Source organism: Marinifilum fragile JCM 15579, from assembly GCF_001310955.1.
Classification (GTDB): domain Bacteria; phylum Bacteroidota; class Bacteroidia; order Bacteroidales; family Marinifilaceae; genus Marinifilum; species Marinifilum fragile.
On sequence record NZ_BAZX01000026.1, the window covers coordinates 25,785 to 46,184 of the forward strand.

The following is a 20,400-nucleotide window of genomic DNA, read 5'->3' on the forward strand; positions in this document are numbered from 1 at the left end:
TTTTTGTACTTAAACTTTGTAATTTTGTTACGAATTTCAATTATCAAAACCAATCAATTTGAAAAAGATAGCTTTAAACATCCTTCTGGGATTATCAGTTTCGTTATTTATATATTCTTGTGCTAATCAGGGTTACCCAACCGGTGGACCTGAAGATAAGACCCCTCCAAAGGTTACGGAAACCAAGCCTGAAAATTACGCTCTTAATTTTAAAGGTGGCAAAGTAGAGATTTTCTTCGATGAATTCGTCAAACTTGAAAATATCAATGAAAAGTTTGTGGTTTCGCCTCCGTTTAAGAAAGCTCCGATCGTAAAATTAAAAGGGAGATCGATATATGTAAAACTAGAAGAGGAATTAAAAGAAAATACCACTTACACCCTTGATTTTGGAGATGGTATTGTAGACAACAACGAAGGAAATCCTCTGGGTGACTACCAATTTGTATTTTCAACTGGCGAAACAATCGATTCTTTAAGTATTAAAGGGAAGATTGACAATGCTTTTAACGAACTTCCGGTTGAAAAATCGATGGTAATGGCATACCTGAACACTCACGATTCAGTGCCTTTAACCAGCATTCCCGATTACATTGCATTAACAGACTCGGCAGGATATTTTCAATTGAATAACCTGCGTGAAGGAACCTATAAACTTTTTGCCCTTGTTGATGGCAACAGAGACTATATGTACAATGGTCCTGGCGAAATGATTGGCTTTTTCGATGAATTGATTGTTCCTTCGGCTCACCGCTTTGAGCAATTGGATTCAATTGGTGGCGACTCTGTGGTGCTAAGCAAAGCTACCGCTTTGGAACCAAACAACATTCACATCAGAATGTTCGACGAAGAAAATCCATTGCAATACCTTACAGGATATAAACGACCAAGAAGAGAGAAGCTTGAGTTTGAATTCAATGCCAAAAGAACTGATAGTTTAAAAATTGATTTTATAGGATTTGAAGAGAATCCAAATTGGTTTTTGGCTGAAATCAATCCAAGAAAAGACACACTTGCTTTCTGGATTACCGATTCGACCATTTACAAACGAGATACTTTATTGGCAGCATTACAATACCTGAAAACCGACTCTACAAACCAGCTTAGCCTATTTCAGGATACCGTAAAACTGAACTTTAAAGACAAGAAAGTAGCTAAACAACCGAAAAATAAAAAGAAGCAAGTAAAAATTAAAAAGCCTCAATACCAGTTTAGCTTTAAAACCAGTTCGTCGCAAGATTTGCACAAAAACATTGCAATACATTTCGATGAACCCTTGGCTAAGATCAATTACGACAGCATTCATTTTTACCAAATGAAGGATACTTTGGAAATTCCTGCCGATTTTAAAATCGAGAAAGATCCAAAAAATCTTTTACAGTACAATTTCATTGTAGATTGGGAGCCTGAAACCAGTTATAAAATTGACATCGACTCAACGGCATTCCAAAATATTTACGGTTTGTACAGCGACTCATTCCAAGGGAAAATTAAAACCCAGGAGCAAGAACATTACGGCAAGTTGTTTATGAATGTATCGGGTGTGAAAATGCCTACTTTGGTGCAATTGCTTGAAAGTGGAAAGAGTGAGAAGTTAATTCAAACCAAGAAAATAGAATCCGATCAAACCATAATTTTCAATTACCTGGAACCAAAAACTTACGTGGTTAAAGTAATTGAAGATCGTAACAACAACGGTGTTTGGGATACTGGTAACTACAAGGAAAAAGTACAACCCGAACAGGTATACTATTTCTATAAGGAATTAAAAATAAGATCGAACTGGGAGGTTGAAGACAGAATCATGATTCCTGCCAGCAAAGAGGTGGTATTCCAATCTCATGACCACAAGCACGATCTTGATCATGAGGCCAAAGAGATGAAAGAGGCGATCGACAAAAAAGCCAAGAAGAACAAACGTAAAAAATGATACCGATCCTTTAATGAATAGATCGGCATTGTATCCATTATTAATTTCATCTGATTATAATTTTCATTTTTAGGTCAGATGGAAGCCGCAAGATCAAAATAATCATTATCGAGTTTGATTAACAATTATTTTAATCATGCTTGTTTCATTTATAAACGATATAAAATGTCAGTTTTAGTTGAATTTGCAATATTCCCAACCGATAAGGGCGACAGTGTTAGTTCAGAGGTTAGCAAGGTAATTGACCTGATCCGCGAAAGCGGCTATAACTACCAACTTACTGCTATGGGAACCTTACTGGAAACCGATACCATGGCTCAGGCTTTAGAAGTGGTAAACAAATCGCACGATATTTTGGCCGAAAACTCGAATCGCATATACTGTACCATGAATATCGATAGCCAAAAAGGCAAAAACAATCGCCTAAAAACTAAGGTTGAAGCCATCGAAAATAAGATTGGAAAAGTAAGCAGATAATACAAGTATAAAGTAATAAGGATAAAGTATTGTTGATAAAACTGATATTCCCGCCAAGACTACAATATGTTCTCATATTTGTATTGCTGTTGCCTGTTTTCTGTAGCAATTATGCTTCGGGACAATGCCTCGAAAAGAATTTTGCATTCGATACTGGCGAGAAACTAACCTATCGTGGATACTACAACTGGGGATTTATATGGGTAGCTGCCGGCGAGGTAAACCTTAGTGTTGAAAAAAGCAAATACAAGGAAATGGATGCCTACAAATTTTATGGTACAGGTAAAAACCTAAAGGCCTTCGATTGGTTTTTCCACTTGCGCGATACGCTTACTGCCTATACCGAAATAAAGAGCCTAACTCCATTGTATTTCGATAGACGAACCCATGAGGCAAAGTACCATGCCCATCATGAATATTGGTTCAACTACTCCGACAGTACCATACTTTCGAAAATTCAGAAACGTGAGAAGCCTGAAAAACTAGATACTTTGGCCAACAAGCCATGCACCTTCGACATTCTATCGGTGGCCTACTATGTGCGCAACCTGGATTTTAGCCAATACAAGAAGGGCGATAAAATTCCATTATCCATGTTGGTTGATAACGAAATTCATTCGCTATACATTCGCTACAAAGGGGTGGAAATTATTAAAACCAAATCGGGCGAACAATTCGAATGTCTAAAATTTTCGCCTCTATTGGTGGAGGGAACCATGTTTAAAGGCGGAGAAGACATGACTGTTTGGCTGAGCAACGACGACAACCGCATTCCCATACAGGTTGAAGCCAAGGTTTTGGTAGGAAGTGTAAAAGGAATTCTGGATTCCTACGAGGGATTGAGAAACTCCAAGAATTCCTTTTTCAAAAAGCGCAACGGCAAATTAGATATTGAGGAGTAGGTTTATTCAACCACAACTTCCTCATCGGTGGTCAAACGACCAACTCTTTGTGCAATAATATTATTGGTTTCTTCAGTTACAATATTGATCTCTTTTGCCAAATTGGAATATGTAGCATCCGTTTCGATATCACACATCACGTCAAGGTATTTATAGAACGCTTCAAACTCCTTTTTAATTTGTTTGCAAGCAAGAACACTATCATCCTCATTTCTTTCCGTTTTGGCCTCATCCCTTTTTGCAACAGAAGCCTCAAAATCGGTCTGTGCGCTTTCCAGCTCGTTCAACCAGTCTGCACCATTCATCTTTTGCAGTGCATTGGTAAGTTTGGTTACAGTTTTCATTTTTTCAATCATTCCGTTAATAATGGCAGATTCTTCCATCATCGGCTTACGAATAATACCCGAACCCAAACTGTCAATTTCATTTAAAATGATCTTTCCAGATTCGCTGATCTCAGTATCCAGCCTTTTCGAGCATGCCATGGCAAAATACTCCAAAGCCGAAAATGCCTGATCTCTTCTGGCATCACGTTCTGTTACATTTATGGTTAGCAACTGGGTGTTTACTTTTTCTGTTGCCTTCTCCAATTTTCCGATCACATTCTTAATTCTGCTTTTAAAAGGCTCAAAAGTAATGCTTTCATTAGCCGATTCAGAAATTAACTTAAAAATACGGTTCGAATAGGTTAGATACTCCGCAATCCGCATGCGGTAAAACATAGGAATTTTAATCATTTTAGGTAATTTTAGTTAGTAAAATTTAGAATTATTCATATCGAATTTATAAAATACAATTGCTACCAACAAATTTATTTTGTTTATTATTTACAATTCCATACTATTTTTTAATATCTATATTTAAGACATTTATATAATCAGCATCCATATAACGCATGATATTTATATATATTGTATCATTTAAAAAAGCTAGCAAATATAGATTCTTCAATTGGCTTACAAAGAAATTATCTCTAAGGTGTAAATGCATACGTAAAATCTTTTAGCAGCTACAAAAACACGATTACATAATGATAAAATTCAATCAAATATCCTCATCATAATATCAAGCAAAGCATTTGCATGAATTGTTTACCCCCTTTTTACAAGCAAGCAAGTGCCCTGCGCATTGGTTTACCCTCTTTCAGCCATAAAGTAATATGCTTTAAACTTTTGTTTACCCTCTCGGCACTATTGGGTAAGGCAGCTACAATTATCATAAGCCCATTTCGCAATTGCAGGTAGGCAATATTAAAAAGATGTTTACCCCTTTGGCGATTCCAAGCAGACCTCCTGCACTTGTGTGTACATACCTATTGCTAACTGGGCCAGTGTAAACAAATATGCAAGGGCTATACTTGTTGTTTGGCAAGAGGCTTGCAACATTGTGAGATATCTACTCACTATCACCGATGGGGTAAACAAACTTGCACGAGGTCTACTAGTTATCAGCCAGGGGGCAAACAAACATGCAGGGGCCTTACCCAATAGTGCCGAGAGGGTAAACCAAAATGCTAGAAAGCTAATACCGATTGTATAATGAAGCTGGCCTTATCTGCATTATTATTTGATAACACCATTCATTATTACATCGGCATTATACCTATTAAATAGTTCCTCTTTCGTGATTTAAATTTATAACCACTAGTAACAATTGAAGAAGAGTTTATACTCTTGCAAAAATAAGAATGCATTTTTCTTCAATTTTAGCACACAAACAAAAGATTTTAAATAACTTACAAAAAGCCACAGATAAAGAGATATAAAGTGCATTGCACTTTATACATACGGTCATATCTCATAAAAAGGTGACGAGACATACCGCCATACCGTTGTAGCCAATGATAAGCAACGAGTGCGATAAATCAAAATACTAGGAGTAAGCCGAAAATCCTTAAGAGTAGGCCTAATTAAATCTTGAAGAGATATGAAAATTATCAAAATTTTAGCTTTGCTTCTGCTATTAATAACAGTCTTAATATTTGCATTCCAAAACCTTGTAGAGGTAGATGTTAATTTTATTAGTTGGAGTATCACTACCCCTTTTTCTTTAACAATTATATTAACTTTTGTCGTTGGAGTAATAACTGGAAGTCTGTTGCTATTATTAGTAGAAAGAAAGAAGAAAAAAGATGATGTGGAATAAATAGGACACAAATCTGACAAAATAGATGATCTTGTCTGATTGAACCAATTGTTTTTTTTTATCTTAAATGTATAGCATTTTAAAAATTAAATTGTGGGCGATTACCAGGAACCATCGATAGAATATTAAGGATAAATAGATTCAATAATTAAGTATTTAATTAACTAAAAAGCTGAAAATGGACAAGGAAAATTTCAAGAAAGAGGCAAAAAAAAGTCTAAATGACCTGTTTGCTAAGATTGACGAACTGGAAACTAAAAAAGATAAAGTTAAGGCCGACGCTAAAGCTGAGTTTGAAGAAAAGCTTTCGAGATTGAAATCACAGAAAGATCACATGCAGTCGAAGTATGATGAGCTTATCAATGCATCGGAAGAAAAATGGGATGAAGTTAAAAGTGCTTTTTCTTCTGCAACAGATTCATTTAAAGATGGATTTTCGAAAATCGCATCTCTGTTTAAATTAAATTGAATCCTTGGAGGGAGAGTCCTTCAAAGCTTTAATATTAAGTTGTTAAATAGAGGTGTATAGAATTTTTTAATGAATTAAAGTCAATTTTTTGGTTTATTTTGGTCTTGACCTTTTTGTTACAAAAAGATCATTATTAAACATGCAAAGATAACTTTAAATGTTGGTATGTAATCTTTAAAAAATGACCTCAAAGACTTGTCAGAAAGTTTAAAAAAGTAGGGAATTAAGAACCACTGGCTACAATAATGTGTAAAAATAATAGCTGGTACAGTAGTAAATTCAAGGGTTGTAGCCCGATTCAGCTTTTTTGTAACTTGACAGGAAAGTGCCACGCAGTCGGCTACAATTCTTATACTCACCGTTGTAGGACAGGTAAAAAATTAAACTTTTAAATATGAAAACTCAAAACCTTAGTCAAAAATTGATTAGTGCTCATCTTGTTTCGGGTAAGATGAATCCCGGGAATGAAATTGCATTAAAAATTGACCAGGTATTATTACAAGATGCTACAGGTACCTTAGTAATGCTGGAATTGGAAGCGTTTAATTTAAATAAGATCAAAACAGAGATCGCAGTTCAGTATGTGGATCACAATCTACTTCAAACGGATTATAAGAACATGGATGATCATATTTTTCTACAGTCAGCCGCTGAACGCTTTGGATTCTGGTTTAGTAAGTCTGGAAATGGAATTAGTCATGTTGTACACATGGAACGGTTTGGCAAACCAGGAAAAACCCTATTGGGTTCAGATAGTCATACTCCTGCAGGAGGTGGCATTGGAATGCTTGCTATAGGTACAGGTGGCTTGGATGTAGCTCTGGCTTCTGCAGGTGAGCCTTATTATATTAAGATGCCAAAAATTATGGGTATCAAGCTCACTGGAAAGCTACCTGACTGGATAAGTGCTAAAGATATTGTTTTAGAAATGCTTCGAAGGTATGATGTGACCGGAGGGCGTGGGTATATCTTAGAATATTTTGGGGAGGGCTTGAAATACTTGAGCGCTTGGGATCGTCATGTTATCACTAATATGGGCACAGAGTTAGGTGCCACTTCTTCTGTATTTCCTTCCGATGAAATCACCCGTAAATTCCTTCGACAGGAAGGAAGAGAAGACGAATGGGTTAAATTGGAAGCCGATGAAGGAGCATCCTACGATCATTACGAGGAAATAAATTTATCTGAGCTAGAACCTTTAATAGCACTTCCCAGCAGCCCGGGAAAAGTTGTCCCAGTAAGGGAGGTTAGCGGATTAAAAGTAGCCCAAGTCGTTATTGGCTCTTCTGCGAATCCCGGACTACGTGATTTTTGGATCGTATCTCAAATTGTAAAAGGAAATGTGATGTCTCCACATATTTCATTCGATGTCAACCCAACTTCTCGTCAGGTCTTGGAAAATTTAATGGAAATGAAGGCTCTGGGACCATTAATTGCTGCGGGTGCAAGACTTCATCAATCTGGTTGTATGGGATGCATTGGTATGGGACAGGCACCTGCTACCAATACGATTAGTCTTCGAACAATGCCTCGTAATTTTCCCGGACGTTCAGGCACACTCGAAGATCAGGTCTATCTATGTAGCCCGGAAACCGCTGCAGCTGCAGTACTAATGGGAGAAATTACGGATCCGAGAGAACTCGAAACACTCAATAATATTTCATATCCAAAATGGGAAGAACCAGTCTATATTAAGATAAATAAGAATCTACTTATTGCTCCTAATGGGGTATCCACTGAATTAATTAAGGGTCCGAACATTAAAACACTTCCCGATTTTGAAGAGCTTCCTGATGAAATGGAAATTCCTATTTTGCTGAAAATGAGGGACAATATTTCAACCGACGGAATATTAAAAGCAGGGAGTGACGTGCTGCCATTGCGTTCAAATATTCCGGAGATAAGCAAGTTTGCTTATTATGCCATTGATCAAAGTTTTTATGAGCGTAGCATTGAAAATCAAGAAAAGTATGATGGCTTTTGTGTTATAGCAGGTGAAAATTATGCCCAAGGTTCAAGCAGAGAACATGCAGCTTTGGCTCCCAGGTATTTAGGACAAAAGTTTACTATTGCTAAATCCTATGCTCGTATTGGCTGGCAGAATCTAATCAATTTTGGTATCGTTCCTTTTGAGTTTAAAAACCCAGTTGATTGGGACAAACTGGAACAAGGGGATGTTTTACGGATAGAAAATATTAGGGAAACTATCAAAAATAATGATTCAATAACTGCCATTGTAGTTGGAAAAGCAATAGAAATTCAGCTAACATTCAACATCAGTAAAAGACAAGTTGAAATCATTTTGAAAGGTGGTATTATTAATTATATAAAGCAAAGGTGATTTACAATTTTGTTGTGTTTCTGGATATGTTTTTACAAACAAATTAGTATCAAAAACCCGTCCTACAGCATAACCTATAAGCAATAGCCCCCTACGGGATGCTACTATTCATAGCCTAACTGTTACTTCTTCTCAATCTTAATCTCGAATAGCTTCGGCCAGCGTTTACCGGTAACAAACATTCGTTGTGTAGCCTCATCCCAGCTATGCCGTTTAGTACATCGTCGTTTTTGTCCAGGTGGATTCTATCCGATTGTTTCAGAATAGATCCCAAGTGAATACTACCTTCAACTCTACCCGTTTTAGGATTGATGATTACAATTCTGTCGGTCAACCAAACATTGGCATAAATCTTTCCGTTGATGTATTCCAATTCATTCAGATTTTTAACCTCTCCTAAATTGTCATAAACCTCAATGGTTCTCTTTTTGCCGTAATTGATATCGTCAAGAATGGTAAGAATATTGGAGCCATCAGAAACTACCAGCTCATTCTTCATAGTGGTAATTCCCCATCCTTCGTTGTTGGTGGTTTGCGGTTCGAAGAAATCAATTTGCTCAAAAGTCTCAGGATCAACCACAAACACCTTTCTCGAGTTCCAAGTCAATTGAATGATTCTGTTTTTGCTATAGGTGATTCCTTCTCCGAAATATTCCTGCTCTAGGTTCTTAATGGAAATGGCTTCCCCATTTTCCAGACGTACTTTTCTTAATGATGATTCTCCATGCTGTCCCGTTCCTTCGTAAAGAAATCCTTCATGAAAAAACAAACCTTGCGTATAAGCACGTCTGTCGTGAGGAAATGAATTTACAATTTCATAAGCATATTCAACAGGTGCCTGATTCGACTTTAAGTTGATGTAAGTAGTTATCAAACCAACAGTACCATTCTCATGATAAGCCATCAACTTCAGGTTGTGTTTGCCCATTTTATCCTTTGCTGGCTTCCACTTTAAATTCCAAGGTTTTGAGCTAATGGTTTGCACCAATTCGCCATCGGCCCACAATTGCAAGGAATCAATATCACCTGCTTTTTTCTTTGGCTGAACCAAAATTTCAATCTCTTCGCCATAAGCAAATACATCTCCTCTTTTTGGTGCTTTTAATCTCATGCTATTTACAAACTCCACGGTTTTTACAGCAGGAGCAAGATCCTTTTTCTCAGTTTCAGGTTTTGTAGCACCATTGCTACCACATCCCGACAGAATAAAAAATAGAGAAGATAAGAGAATTTGAAATTTCATTGTAGTCTTGGTTTAATGTTTGGTTTGATAAAAATAAAAAAACTGTCCCGATTACTCAGGACAGTTTCAATGATTATTTTGTGATTTCCCATTCAAAACCATCTTTGGTGTCTTTCACCACGATGCCTAAATTGGTCAATTCATCTCTTATCTTATCGGCAGTAGCCCAATCTTTGTTCTTTTTGGCTTCGTTTCTGGTTTCAAGCAAAAAGGCAATTACTTTATCAAGCAATTCATTGTTGCCACCTTCATCCGATCCTTCTACCTGCAAACCTAAAACGTCAAATACCAAGGTGTTGTATAGTGTTTTCAGACTTTCCAAATCTTCAGCAGTAATGCTTTCGCTTCCCGCTGCCAAAGAATTAATCATTTTCACTCCATCAAACAGGTGAGCGATTAATATTGGTGTGTTCAAATCATCATTCAATGCCTGGTAACATTTGGCTTTCAAATCAGCAACCTTAATGCTCGATGATGCTGAAGCCTGAATTTTATCCAAAGTTGCAATCGCTGCCATCAATCGGTTGAATCCTTTCTCTGCTGCTTTTAATGCATCGTTCGAGAAATCAAGCGGACTGCGGTAATGTGCTTGTAACATGAAGAAACGAACAGTCATTGGGCTGTAAGCCTGATCCAACACATCGTTTTCTCCCGAGAACATCTGCGAAAGTGTAATAAAGTTGCCCAATGATTTACCCATTTTCTGACCATTAATGGTAATCATGTTGTTGTGCATCCAATATTTCACAGCTTCTTTGCCATATGCTCCTGTCGATTGCGCAATCTCACATTCGTGATGTGGGAATTGAAGATCTAATCCACCACCGTGAATGTCAAACTCGGCTCCCAAATATTTTTGGCTCATTGCCGAACACTCCAGGTGCCATCCCGGGAAACCATCACTCCATTTCGATGGCCAACGCATGATGTGCTCTGGTGCTGCTTTCTTCCAAAGAGCAAAGTCGAAAGAATTTTTCTTTTCGCTCTGTCCTTCCAGCTCACGAGTGTTTGCAATCAATTCATCAATCTTACGACCCGACAATTTGCCGTACTCATGTTTTTTGCTGTAAGCTTCCACATCAAAATAAATCGATCCTTCGCTTTCGTAAGCAAAACCATTTTCCAATAATTTGTCAATCACTGCCATTTGCTCAATGATATGACCCGATGCACGTGGCTCGATACTTGGCTTGCGTACATTCAAATCGTCCATATCCTTGTGGTAACGATCTGTAAAAAACTGAACAACTTCCATTGGCTCAAGCTGATCCAAACGAGCTTTCTTAGCAATTTTATCTTCTCCCTCATCGGCATCGTTCACCAGGTGACCAACATCGGTAATGTTACGAACGTAGCGAACTTTATACTCTAAATGAGTAAGATATCTAAAAAGTAAATCGAAAGTAATTGCAGGACGAGCGTGACCTAAATGCGCATCGCCATAAACTGTAGGACCACAAACATACAAACCAACAAATGGTGCGTTAAGTGGTTCGAACAATTCTTTCTTTCGATTTAGTGTATTATAAATGAACAACTTGTTTTCCATATCCGTAATATAATTCGAATTTTTGTTTGGGGCTGTAAAATTATAAAAAATTATGGCTCTTATGACCTATTCTTGTCAATATCTTTAGAATCCTGATAGATAGCTTAAGCATAGTTTAATAATTATTTTACCTAAGTTTTTGCTGAAATAGATTTGTACTTCTATCTTTGTGATAGCAATTCCGCGCTTGAATATCTTGTTTGGCAATGAATTCAGCAAGATTGATAATTCCGGATTTACCTCTCTACGGAATTTTATCAGAACTCAACAAAACGTACTACTAATTTAATTTTTAGTACAATTCTGCATTTGTATTTAAATGCAGGGAATAAAAAAGTAAAAGAGAAGTAATACCGATTAGTAGTTAAATCACTCACTTATTACTCTTTATTTATAATCGAGTTTTAACTATCTATCGGCAATACGAATTAAAAATTAGTTTATAGAAGTATAATGAGTTCTATACCCATTTTAAGATTATTATCACTACATTAATGATTGGGTAAAAACTCACAAAATCTTAAGGCTAAGATTTAAAGAATATGACTAGAAAAAAAAGAAAACAATCAGGTCAAAGATATAATCGTAAAAGCTTAGAAAATCTAATTGTAGGGATTTTCAGCAATAATCCTGAGAAAACATTTAACTACAAACAAGTTTCCAGACAACTGGAAATTAAAGAAATTGGAGTGAAACAATTGGTGGTAGGCATTCTGTATGACCTTACCGATTTGGATTTCCTTCATGAAGTTTCAACTGGCAAGTTCAAACTTAAATCAAAAATTGGTCACATCACCGGAACTGTTGATATGACTGCAAGAGGTGCTGCATTTATTGTTTCTGATGATTTGGAAGAAGACGTATTTGTATCGCAGTCCAACTTGAATCGTGCACTTCATGGCGATGTGGTAAAAGTGTATCTATTCGCCAGAAGAAAAAGCAAGCAACCCGAAGGCGAAGTGGTGGAAATCATAAAGAGAAAGAAGACCACCTTTGTGGGAATCATCGAAATTTCGAAAAACTATGCTTTCCTGATTTCCGATAGCAGACAAATGCCTTACGATATCTTTTTACCACTTACCAAACTAAATGGTGCAAAAGATGGTGAAAAGGCGATTGTGCAAATCACCGAATGGCCGAAGAAATCAAAAAATCCGGTTGGACAGGTGGTGAGTGTTCTTGGAAAACCAGGTGAAAACGACACGGAGATGCATGCAATTTTGGCGGAGTATGATTTGCCTTACCAGTTTCCTGAGAAAGTAAACGAAGCAGCCGAACTAATCTCCGATAAGATTACTGAAGAAGAAATTGCTTTGCGAAGAGATTTCAGAGAGGTGATCACTTTCACCATTGATCCGCATGATGCCAAAGACTTTGATGATGCATTATCATTGAGAAAATTGGAGAATGGCAATTGGGAAGTGGGTGTTCACATTGCTGATGTTACCCACTATGTGAAGAAAGGGAGCATTATTGAGCAGGAAGCATTCGAAAGAGCAACTTCGGTTTATTTGGTTGACAGAGTAGTACCCATGTTGCCTGAAAGACTTTCCAATGGTCTTTGTTCTCTCCGACCAAATGAAGAGAAACTAACCTTCTCGGCTGTTTTTGAGATGAACAACAATGCAGAGGTTTTGGATACCTGGATTGGTAAAACCATTATCAATTCGGACAGAAGATTTACTTACGAAGAGGCACAGCAAATCATTGAAACAGGCGAAGGTGATTTTAAGGAAGAAGTTCTTTGCTTGGATCGATTGGCTAAAATTCTTCGTGAGCAACGTTTCAAAAAAGGAGCCATCGATTTTGATCGATACGAAGTAAAATTCGATATTGATGAAAAAGGAAAACCTACACGTGTATTCTTTAAAGAATCAAAAGATTCGAACAAGCTGATTGAAGAGTTCATGTTGCTGGCAAATAAGAAGGTTGCCGAATCGGTTGGAAGAGTATCAAAAGGTAAAAAAGCCAAGACTTTTGTATACCGAACTCACGACCAACCAAATCCTGATAAGTTGAATTCATTCAACCAATTCATTCGAAAGTTTGGATATGGAATCAAAACTACCAATGCAAAAGCGATATCAACATCGATGAACAATTTATTGCATAGCGTAAAGGGTGAAAACATTCAGAATTTGGTTGAAACTTTAGCTATCCGATCAATGGCAAAAGCAGAATATTCTACTGTGAATATTGGTCACTACGGCTTGCATTTCGATCATTATTCTCATTTTACCTCGCCAATTCGTCGTTATCCAGATATGATGGCACATCGACTATTGGAAAAATATGCGAATGGCAGCAAATCTGTAAATGCCGACAAATACGAAGAATTCTGTCAGCACTGTAGTGAAATGGAACAAAGGGCTGCCAATGCAGAACGAGCTTCCATCAAATACAAGCAGGTTGAATTTATGCAAGATCACTTGGGACAAGAATTCGAAGGAACAATTTCGGGTGTTACCGAATGGGGATTCTATGTGGAAATCGACGAAAACAAGTGTGAAGGAATGGTTTCTATCCGAGAATTGGAGGATGATTTCTATGAATTCGACGAAGAAAACTACTGCATTGTTGGTCGTCATCACCGTAAAATATACCAATTGGGAGATAAGATTAACATACGCGTTGCCAAGGCCAATCTGGTAGCAAAACAACTGGATTTTGTGTTGGCAGACAAGGCAGAATTTTAAGAGACAAATAATAGCTTAATAAATCATAAAAGAAAGCTCGGGATTTCATTGATCCGAGCTTTTTGTGTAATTTTGGTTGTAGGCCTTAATCCAGATGCTACCATAAAAGCCAAACAGATTAAGATCTAATAAACAAAACACTATAATTCCGCATGAAGAGAATACTAATTATAGACGATGATGCTACCATATGCCTGATGCTTCAGGGATTGCTTAAACGTAAAGGATTTGATGCCGATACTGTTTTTTCGGCAGGCGAAGCCATTAAAAAACTAGAAAACGAAACTTTTGATCTGGTTTTAAGCGATTTTCGATTGCCTGATTTTGACGGTTTGGAACTTTTGCAGAAAATCAAAGCCATGCATCCATCGGTTCCTGTAATTATTATGACTTCGTATGCAGATATTCGCACTGCGGTAAGTGCCATAAAAATGGGGGCTTTCGAATATGTTACCAAGCCTTTAAATCCTGATGAGATTTTATTGCTGATCAACTCAGCTCTGGAAAAAGCCCAGGAAAAGCAAGAAGCTCCTCAAAAGAAGGAAAAAAAGAAGAAACCTGCGATTGATTTCGTTCGTGGCGAAAGTTCAAGTTCTCTTCAAATCGACCAGTACATTCGCTTGGTAGCTCCTACCGATATGTCGGTAATTATAGAAGGGGAAAGTGGAACTGGGAAAGAGATTGCAGCCAGAAGAATTCATGCTGAAAGTAACCGAAAAGGAAAAACATTTGTAGCTGTTGATTGTGGTGCATTATCAACCGATTTGGCAGGAAGTGAACTGTTTGGTCATGTAAAAGGATCATTCACAGGAGCAATTACCGATAAGGAAGGCCAGTTTGAAGCTGCCAAAGGTGGTACGCTTTTCCTGGACGAAATTGGAAATCTTTCCTACGAAATTCAGGTAAAATTACTCCGAGCTTTACAGGAAAGAAAAGTTCGCAGAATAGGTAGCAACAAAGACATCGACGTGGATGTTAGAATTGTTGTTGCCACCAATGAAGACTTGGCTTTATCGGTAAACAAAGGCGATTTTAGAGAAGATTTGTATCACAGATTAAACGAGTTTAAAATTACAGTTCCTGCACTAAGAAATCGCGATGAAGACATTGTATTGTTTGCCAACTACTTTTTGGACTTATCGAATAGTGAGCTTAACAAGGAGATTGAAAAGTTCTCTGATGAAGTTTTGGACAAATTCAGAACCTATTCGTGGCCAGGTAACCTTCGCGAACTTCGTAATGTAGTGCGTCGTTCGGTATTATTAAGCCAGGGAGATCAGGTTGAAATCATCAGCTTGCCTAGCGAAATTCTGAACGATCAACCCAAAAATGATGTTGTTATCGAAGGATCGAACTTGAAATTGATTCAGGCAGCAAACGAAAAAGAATTGATCATCTCAACTTTGCGCAAGGTAAATTTCAACAAATCAAAAGCTGCTCGACTACTAAATATAGACAGAAAAACACTTTATAATAAGATTAAACAGTACGGGATTGAGGTGTAAATCATACCACCATTTCATCTGTGATTGATGAAATTACAATTTGAGAGTTTTGCTCTACCTCATCAACCAACTCATTGATATAATCCGGAGATTCAACAACTTCGGATTTTTTATGCAATAAATCTTCCAATTCCTTAAGCAAAGGTGCAACGCTCACTACTTTTAACTGATTAAACGAGCTCAACATTTTATGCGCAATGGATCCAATTTCCAGGTAATTTTTCCTATCTGATGCTTCACGAAGGGCTTTTAAGTTTTCCTTGGCTGAATTTATAAATTGATTTAAAATCTGCTTAATTAATTCTGGATCATCTGAAGTAAACTGCTTAATTTGAGAAAGGTCGAACAAAGGTTCATCTTCTATCGCAGAGATATCAATTTCATTAATCTTTGGCTGGGCTTCATACTCTCCCAATAAGAGTTCGCTTATCATTGAACGCAAAAGCTCTTCATCAAAAGGTTTTACCAAACATTCCGTCATTCCTGATGAAATGTACTGTTTTAGATCAGACTCCAATACATTTGCAGTAAGTGCCACAATTGGAATATCCTTATAGTTACTATTCAATCCTCGCACCTTACGACAAAGCTCTATTCCCCCCATTTTGGGCATATGTATGTCAGTAAGAATCATATCGAAATGATTCTTTTGAATCAAATTCCAGGCTTTCTCTCCATTATCAACAAATTCTGCTTTTAAATTCCATGTGTTAAAAATGGTTTGCAACAACAACAAGCTGTAATCATCATCATCAGCAATCAAGAAATGTTTGTCCTTAAGCTCTTCCGAAATCGATATTTTCTGCTGAGTAATAGTTTCTTCGACTGATTTTGTAGCCTCTTTTAATGGCAATCTTAAGGTAAAGGTTGATCCTTTCTCAAGTTCACTTTCAACAAATAAATCACCTCCCAATAAAACAGCCAATCGCCTGCTTATAGCCAAACCCAAGCCCGTACCACCATATTTTCTTGCAGAAAAAGAATCAGCCTGACTAAAATCTTCAAAAATACTTTCCTGTTTGTCTTCAGCAATTCCAATTCCAGTATCCTCAACATCAACTTCAAACACATGTGTGTTTCCTTCTTGGATTACAGAAGCTCTGATGGTTACTTTTCCTGTATCTGTAAATTTAATTGCATTTGATCCAAGGTTTAAAAGAATCTGTTTAATACGGAAAGGATCACTAAGCAATCGAATATCATTTTTACCAGTATATTCTATTTCAAAATTAAGATTCTTGGTGCTGGCATTTACTTTCAATAGGTCATATACTTCATAAACCAATGCCTGTGGATTAAAATTGATATTCTCAACATGCAATTTGCCTGCTTCAATCTTCGAGAGATCCAAAATTTCATTAACCAAACCCAACAGATGCTTCGATGAACTCTTCAAAACACTCACAAAATTCTTTTGTTTCTTCTCCAGGCTGGTCTTATCCAACTGATTGGTAAAACCAATAATAGCATTCAAAGGAGTTCTAATTTCATGACTCATTGTAGCCAGAAAATCCTCTTTTATTTTTGCCAATTTCTCTGCTTTACCTTTCGCAATGATTAACTCTTTTCGGTAATAGTTACTTCTTGAAATATCTGTAAGAATAAAAATGATGAACAAAGTTCCCAACACAAATCCAACTATAATGATAATGGATATCATAGATATGGTATTACTGGCAACTTGCTTTGCTTTATCCGATTCAGATTTAAGTTGTACAAACTTTTCTTCCTCTAACTGTCTGAGTAATAATTTTATTTTTTCCCAAATAATTGCATTTTCCTCAACAAGACGTAATTCTTCCTTATAAACGATATCTCTATTTAGTCGTTCAATTTCCTGAGCTCTTTGCAATTGACTTTGAAGGCTCTGTAGCAAACTATCCGATTGAGGCAAATAGCTAGTATCAACCTGAACTTCTGTTCTTTGTATAACAGTTTCGATAGAATCTACTTTTTCTTTTTTCCCAAATACTCGATTAAAGAAATTGTTCTTCTTGGGTTTTACCTTTTTTGCAGATGTTACCGTATCAAGTATAGTTGTGGTAGTTGTGGTAGTTTTAATCTTTGTTTTTGAAGAATCAGTAGCTTCACTTAATTGCTGCATTGCTTTTTTCGAGAGGTTTGCTCTTTCTTTAGATTGCTTTAAACGAACAAATTTTGCTAATTTATCCGCTCGATCCTCCAAAAGAAAATCCATTGAATCTATTAGAATTATAGCACGACTGCTATCCTGACTATAACTGCGCAATGAATCTAAATCATTCTGAATTTCCAGAATGTTCTCATAAAAATTAGTTAAAAACTTCTCCTCTCTCGTTAAGGAATAAACCCTGATTTTGTTCTCCGCTTCCGATAAATTTGTGAGTACACGGTTCATTCTTGTGATTTCAATATCGGGTTTAGAAAGAATCGCTACAGAATTTAATAATTTATTATAAGCCTGCTTTGCAATAAGCAATGATGCAACAATAGCCAGAAATACAAAAATGTATCCCAACACAACTTTTATTTTAATGTTACTGCGTTTCTCTGAACTCATTGCCATTTGAATTATTGCTTTCTAAGTTTAGTAAAGTTAATAAGATTTTTCTTTGTACGCTCTGTACTATAGTGGGTATGAATAGAATCTACACATGGGGAATAATTACACGCAAAGTGTAGAATAATTCTACATTTTTAATTTCTTACAATATTGTGGCATGAAATTCACAATTACAACACTCATTATTTTACGCTTGATTTAATGACACTTATGCATCATTAGTTAATTTAATTTAAAATAAAATTGATTTCGGCACGATATTCACATATAACTAATACACACATTGCGAAACCTAATCTCTAAAATTTATTTATATGAAACGTCTAGCATTAGTATTGTTGATTTTACCATTTTTTGTGGCATGTAACCAAAAAGAGTTAAAGCAGCTAAGAGAGCAGAATCAACAGCTAACTTCAATGGCTAAGCAAAAAGATTCTACAATTAACGATTTTATTGAGTCTTTAAATACCATTGAAGAGAATCTTGAAATTATTAAAGAAAAGGAAACAATTATATCAGTAAACTCTGAGAATCCTAATAAATCGCAGAAGCAAAAGATTGCTAGTGATCTTACTTCAATCAATAACTTATTAGAGCAAAACAGAGAAAAAATTTCTGATTTAGAGAAGAAATTAAATAATAGTTGGTATCAAAATTCAAAGCTACGTAAGCTTACCGATCGTTTAAAAACGAAATTAGAAACAAAAGAAACAGAAATTGTCGCTTTAAACGAAAAGGTTTCTCAGCTAAACATTGAAGTTGAAAACTTAAACGGACAAGTAACCGAATTAAACGGTACGGTAATGGCTCTGAATACAGAAAATGAAACTAAAACAAAAGAGATTGCTGACAAAACAGCTGCTCTTAATACCGGTTATTACATTTGTGGAACCAGCAGAGAATTGAAAGAAAAGAATGTAATTACCAAAGATGGTGGATTCATCGGAATTGGTACAACTGCTGTTCTTAATGAAGATTTTAAAGAAAGTGAATTTAAAAAAATTGATATCACGCAAACTACTACGATTCCTGTAAAAGGAAAGAAGATTAGTTTAGTAACAAGTCATCCAACAGGTTCTTATAAGGTTGAGGGAACTGATTCGGTTGAAGGAATTACTATTCTTGATCCAGCTGAGTTCTGGAAGTCTTCAAAGTATTTAGTAGTTGCGGTACGATAATCAATTCATGGTTGAGTTTTAAGGTTGTCCAAGAAAGGCTGTCCAGTAGGGCGGCCTTTCTTATTTTATACCTTATGAATTTCGAAATGATTTAGGTTTAGGCCAATAGATGTTCAAAGATCAGTAATAAATGATGTGAACTTATTGATATAGCGACAAGAATTAAATGCTAATCGGCAAACATTTGTCAAGTTCATTTTGAATGTTCCTGAGTTTTTGTATTTTAGTATTTAGATTTTTTCTAAATAAAAATAACAAATATGAAAGAAGCATATCAAATTAACAAAGTATACTCGTTGGTATTGATTTTGGCAGGAGCATTTGGTTTTATTGCAAGGTACTACGAAATAGGAGATTGGCAATTTACAGCACTTATTCCACTATTCTTTGGAGTAATCTTATTTTTTTGTACACCCGGAATCAGAAAGGAAAATGCAGCCATTGGTCATGTTGCAGCTCTTTTAACCAGTTTATTGGTAATTACAGCAATTGTAATGCTCTCAAAAGGAATTTTTGGAGATGCAGGCTGGGGACGTAAGCAATGGATTTTCCTTGTAGTTATCCTTGGAGGTATATGGAGCTTACAAAGTCAGATTAATTATTTTAGAGCACAACGTAGAAGAAAAGCTGCACAAGCCAAGTCATAAAAAAAGCCCTTTAAAGGGCTTTTTTTATTTGCAATATAGTTTCGTTAGTTCTTTTCGTCTTTTACGAAATAGTTTCTTTGAAACAACAAAATAAATGCAACACCAATGGTGATGTATGAATCGGCTACATTAAATACCGGACGGAAGAAAATAAAGTGTTCGCCTTTCCAAATTGGAAACCAATCCGGGAAATTTCCTTCTATCAATGGGAAATATAGCATATCAACAACTTTTCCATGCAAAAAACTTGAATATCCACCTCCTTCAGGCATAAATTGAGCAACCTGGTAATAGCTATCATTAAATACCATGCCATAGAAAGCACTATCGATAATGTTACCCATAGCACCAGCAAAAATCAGCGAAATAGCAATAATCAATCCAGTGGGAGCTTTCTTCTTACAAATATCCAGCAAGTACCAGCCAATTCCGAAAACAGCTATAATGCGAAACAAACTTAAGAGCATTTTTCCCCATTCGCCTTCTAACTCCATTCCAAATGCCATTCCATTGTTCTCGATGAAATAGATTTGAAACCAATCACCAAAAATATGGTAAGATTCTCCCAACATCATGTTGGTTTTAATCCAAATTTTTAGCACCTGATCTAAAATCAGAAGTACTACAATAAATGCTACCGATTTTTTAAATAGCGACATATCTTAACTTTAAATGTTTTGTTCGTGTTTTTCAGGCTTTAAAGAAAAGAAAACCTTAACTTCTAAACAAAAATGATTGGAAGAATATACTCTTCCAATCATTTTCTATATTCAGTTGAA

Annotated in this window: 15 protein-coding genes; 10 read left to right on the forward strand and 5 right to left on the reverse strand. The window is 36.2% G+C overall.

What is annotated here, in order from left to right:
* Positions 1 to 58 precede the first annotated feature (58 nt).
* From JCM15579_RS15750 to JCM15579_RS15760, 3 genes are all read left to right on the forward strand, one after another.
* A complete protein-coding gene (locus tag JCM15579_RS15750; RefSeq protein ID WP_054721505.1) occupies positions 59 to 1,927 on the forward strand; it encodes an Ig-like domain-containing domain in 1,869 nt (622 codons plus the stop codon).
* Between the two features lie 165 nt (positions 1,928 to 2,092).
* Complete coding sequence (locus tag JCM15579_RS15755) at positions 2,093 to 2,404, forward strand: MTH1187 family thiamine-binding protein (protein WP_054721508.1); 312 nt, start codon at positions 2,093 to 2,095, stop codon at positions 2,402 to 2,404.
* Positions 2,405 to 2,436: 32 nt separating this feature from the next.
* Positions 2,437 to 3,306 (forward strand): DUF3108 domain-containing protein, encoded by an 870-nt coding sequence (locus JCM15579_RS15760; RefSeq protein WP_172677452.1) that lies wholly within the window; start codon positions 2,437 to 2,439, stop codon positions 3,304 to 3,306.
* 2 nt (positions 3,307 to 3,308) lie between these two features.
* Here the strand turns inward: JCM15579_RS15760 and JCM15579_RS15765 are convergent, their stop codons facing one another.
* Positions 3,309 to 4,043: a DUF6261 family protein gene (locus tag JCM15579_RS15765; RefSeq protein WP_054721512.1), complete on the reverse strand. Its 735-nt coding sequence runs from the start codon at positions 4,041 to 4,043 to the stop codon at positions 3,309 to 3,311.
* 1,189 nt (positions 4,044 to 5,232) lie between these two features.
* On the opposite strand from JCM15579_RS15765, the gene JCM15579_RS15775 reads away from it, so the two are divergent.
* The 3 genes from JCM15579_RS15775 to JCM15579_RS15785 all read left to right on the forward strand — a co-directional run bounded on the left by JCM15579_RS15775 (position 5,233) and on the right by JCM15579_RS15785 (position 8,261).
* Positions 5,233 to 5,451 carry a lipopolysaccharide assembly protein LapA domain-containing protein gene (locus tag JCM15579_RS15775; RefSeq protein ID WP_054721516.1) on the forward strand — a complete coding sequence of 73 codons (219 nt, stop codon included), beginning with the start codon at positions 5,233 to 5,235 and terminating at the stop codon, positions 5,449 to 5,451.
* A gap of 178 nt (positions 5,452 to 5,629) precedes the next feature.
* Positions 5,630 to 5,920 (forward strand): sll1863 family stress response protein, encoded by a 291-nt coding sequence (locus tag JCM15579_RS15780; protein ID WP_054721518.1) that lies wholly within the window; start codon positions 5,630 to 5,632, stop codon positions 5,918 to 5,920.
* A gap of 394 nt (positions 5,921 to 6,314) precedes the next feature.
* On the forward strand, positions 6,315 to 8,261 hold the full coding sequence (locus tag JCM15579_RS15785) for an aconitate hydratase (protein WP_054721520.1): 1,947 nt from the start codon (positions 6,315 to 6,317) through the stop codon (positions 8,259 to 8,261).
* A gap of 115 nt (positions 8,262 to 8,376) precedes the next feature.
* Here the strand turns inward: JCM15579_RS15785 and JCM15579_RS15790 are convergent, their stop codons facing one another.
* Both JCM15579_RS15790 and cysS read right to left on the reverse strand, forming a co-directional pair.
* On the reverse strand, positions 8,377 to 9,504 hold the full coding sequence (locus JCM15579_RS15790; RefSeq protein WP_054721522.1) for a glutaminyl-peptide cyclotransferase: 1,128 nt from the start codon (positions 9,502 to 9,504) through the stop codon (positions 8,377 to 8,379).
* Positions 9,505 to 9,577: 73 nt separating this feature from the next.
* Positions 9,578 to 11,053: a cysteine--tRNA ligase gene (gene cysS, locus JCM15579_RS15795; RefSeq protein ID WP_054721524.1), complete on the reverse strand. Its 1,476-nt coding sequence runs from the start codon at positions 11,051 to 11,053 to the stop codon at positions 9,578 to 9,580.
* 542 nt (positions 11,054 to 11,595) lie between these two features.
* Between cysS and rnr the strand changes: the two genes are divergently transcribed.
* Complete coding sequence (gene rnr / locus JCM15579_RS15800) at positions 11,596 to 13,749, forward strand: ribonuclease R (RefSeq protein WP_054721525.1); 2,154 nt, start codon at positions 11,596 to 11,598, stop codon at positions 13,747 to 13,749.
* 152 nt (positions 13,750 to 13,901) lie between these two features.
* Positions 13,902 to 15,254, forward strand: coding sequence for a sigma-54-dependent transcriptional regulator (locus JCM15579_RS15805; RefSeq protein ID WP_054721527.1), 1,353 nt, complete (start codon positions 13,902 to 13,904; stop codon positions 15,252 to 15,254).
* Between the two features lies 1 nt (position 15,255).
* On the opposite strand, the gene JCM15579_RS15810 is transcribed toward JCM15579_RS15805, so the two are convergent.
* Positions 15,256 to 17,793 (reverse strand): ATP-binding protein, encoded by a 2,538-nt coding sequence (locus JCM15579_RS15810; protein ID WP_172677453.1) that lies wholly within the window; start codon positions 17,791 to 17,793, stop codon positions 15,256 to 15,258.
* A 317-nt stretch (positions 17,794 to 18,110) separates the two neighbouring features.
* On the opposite strand from JCM15579_RS15810, the gene JCM15579_RS15815 reads away from it, so the two are divergent.
* Positions 18,111 to 18,974 carry a Cbp1 family collagen-binding glycoprotein adhesin gene (locus JCM15579_RS15815; RefSeq protein ID WP_054721530.1) on the forward strand — a complete coding sequence of 288 codons (864 nt, stop codon included), beginning with the start codon at positions 18,111 to 18,113 and terminating at the stop codon, positions 18,972 to 18,974.
* A gap of 260 nt (positions 18,975 to 19,234) precedes the next feature.
* Positions 19,235 to 19,621: a hypothetical protein gene (locus tag JCM15579_RS15820; RefSeq protein ID WP_054721532.1), complete on the forward strand. Its 387-nt coding sequence runs from the start codon at positions 19,235 to 19,237 to the stop codon at positions 19,619 to 19,621.
* A gap of 44 nt (positions 19,622 to 19,665) precedes the next feature.
* Here the strand turns inward: JCM15579_RS15820 and JCM15579_RS15825 are convergent, their stop codons facing one another.
* A complete protein-coding gene (locus JCM15579_RS15825; protein WP_054721534.1) occupies positions 19,666 to 20,280 on the reverse strand; it encodes a lipoprotein signal peptidase in 615 nt (204 codons plus the stop codon).
* Positions 20,281 to 20,400: the final 120 nt, after the last annotated feature.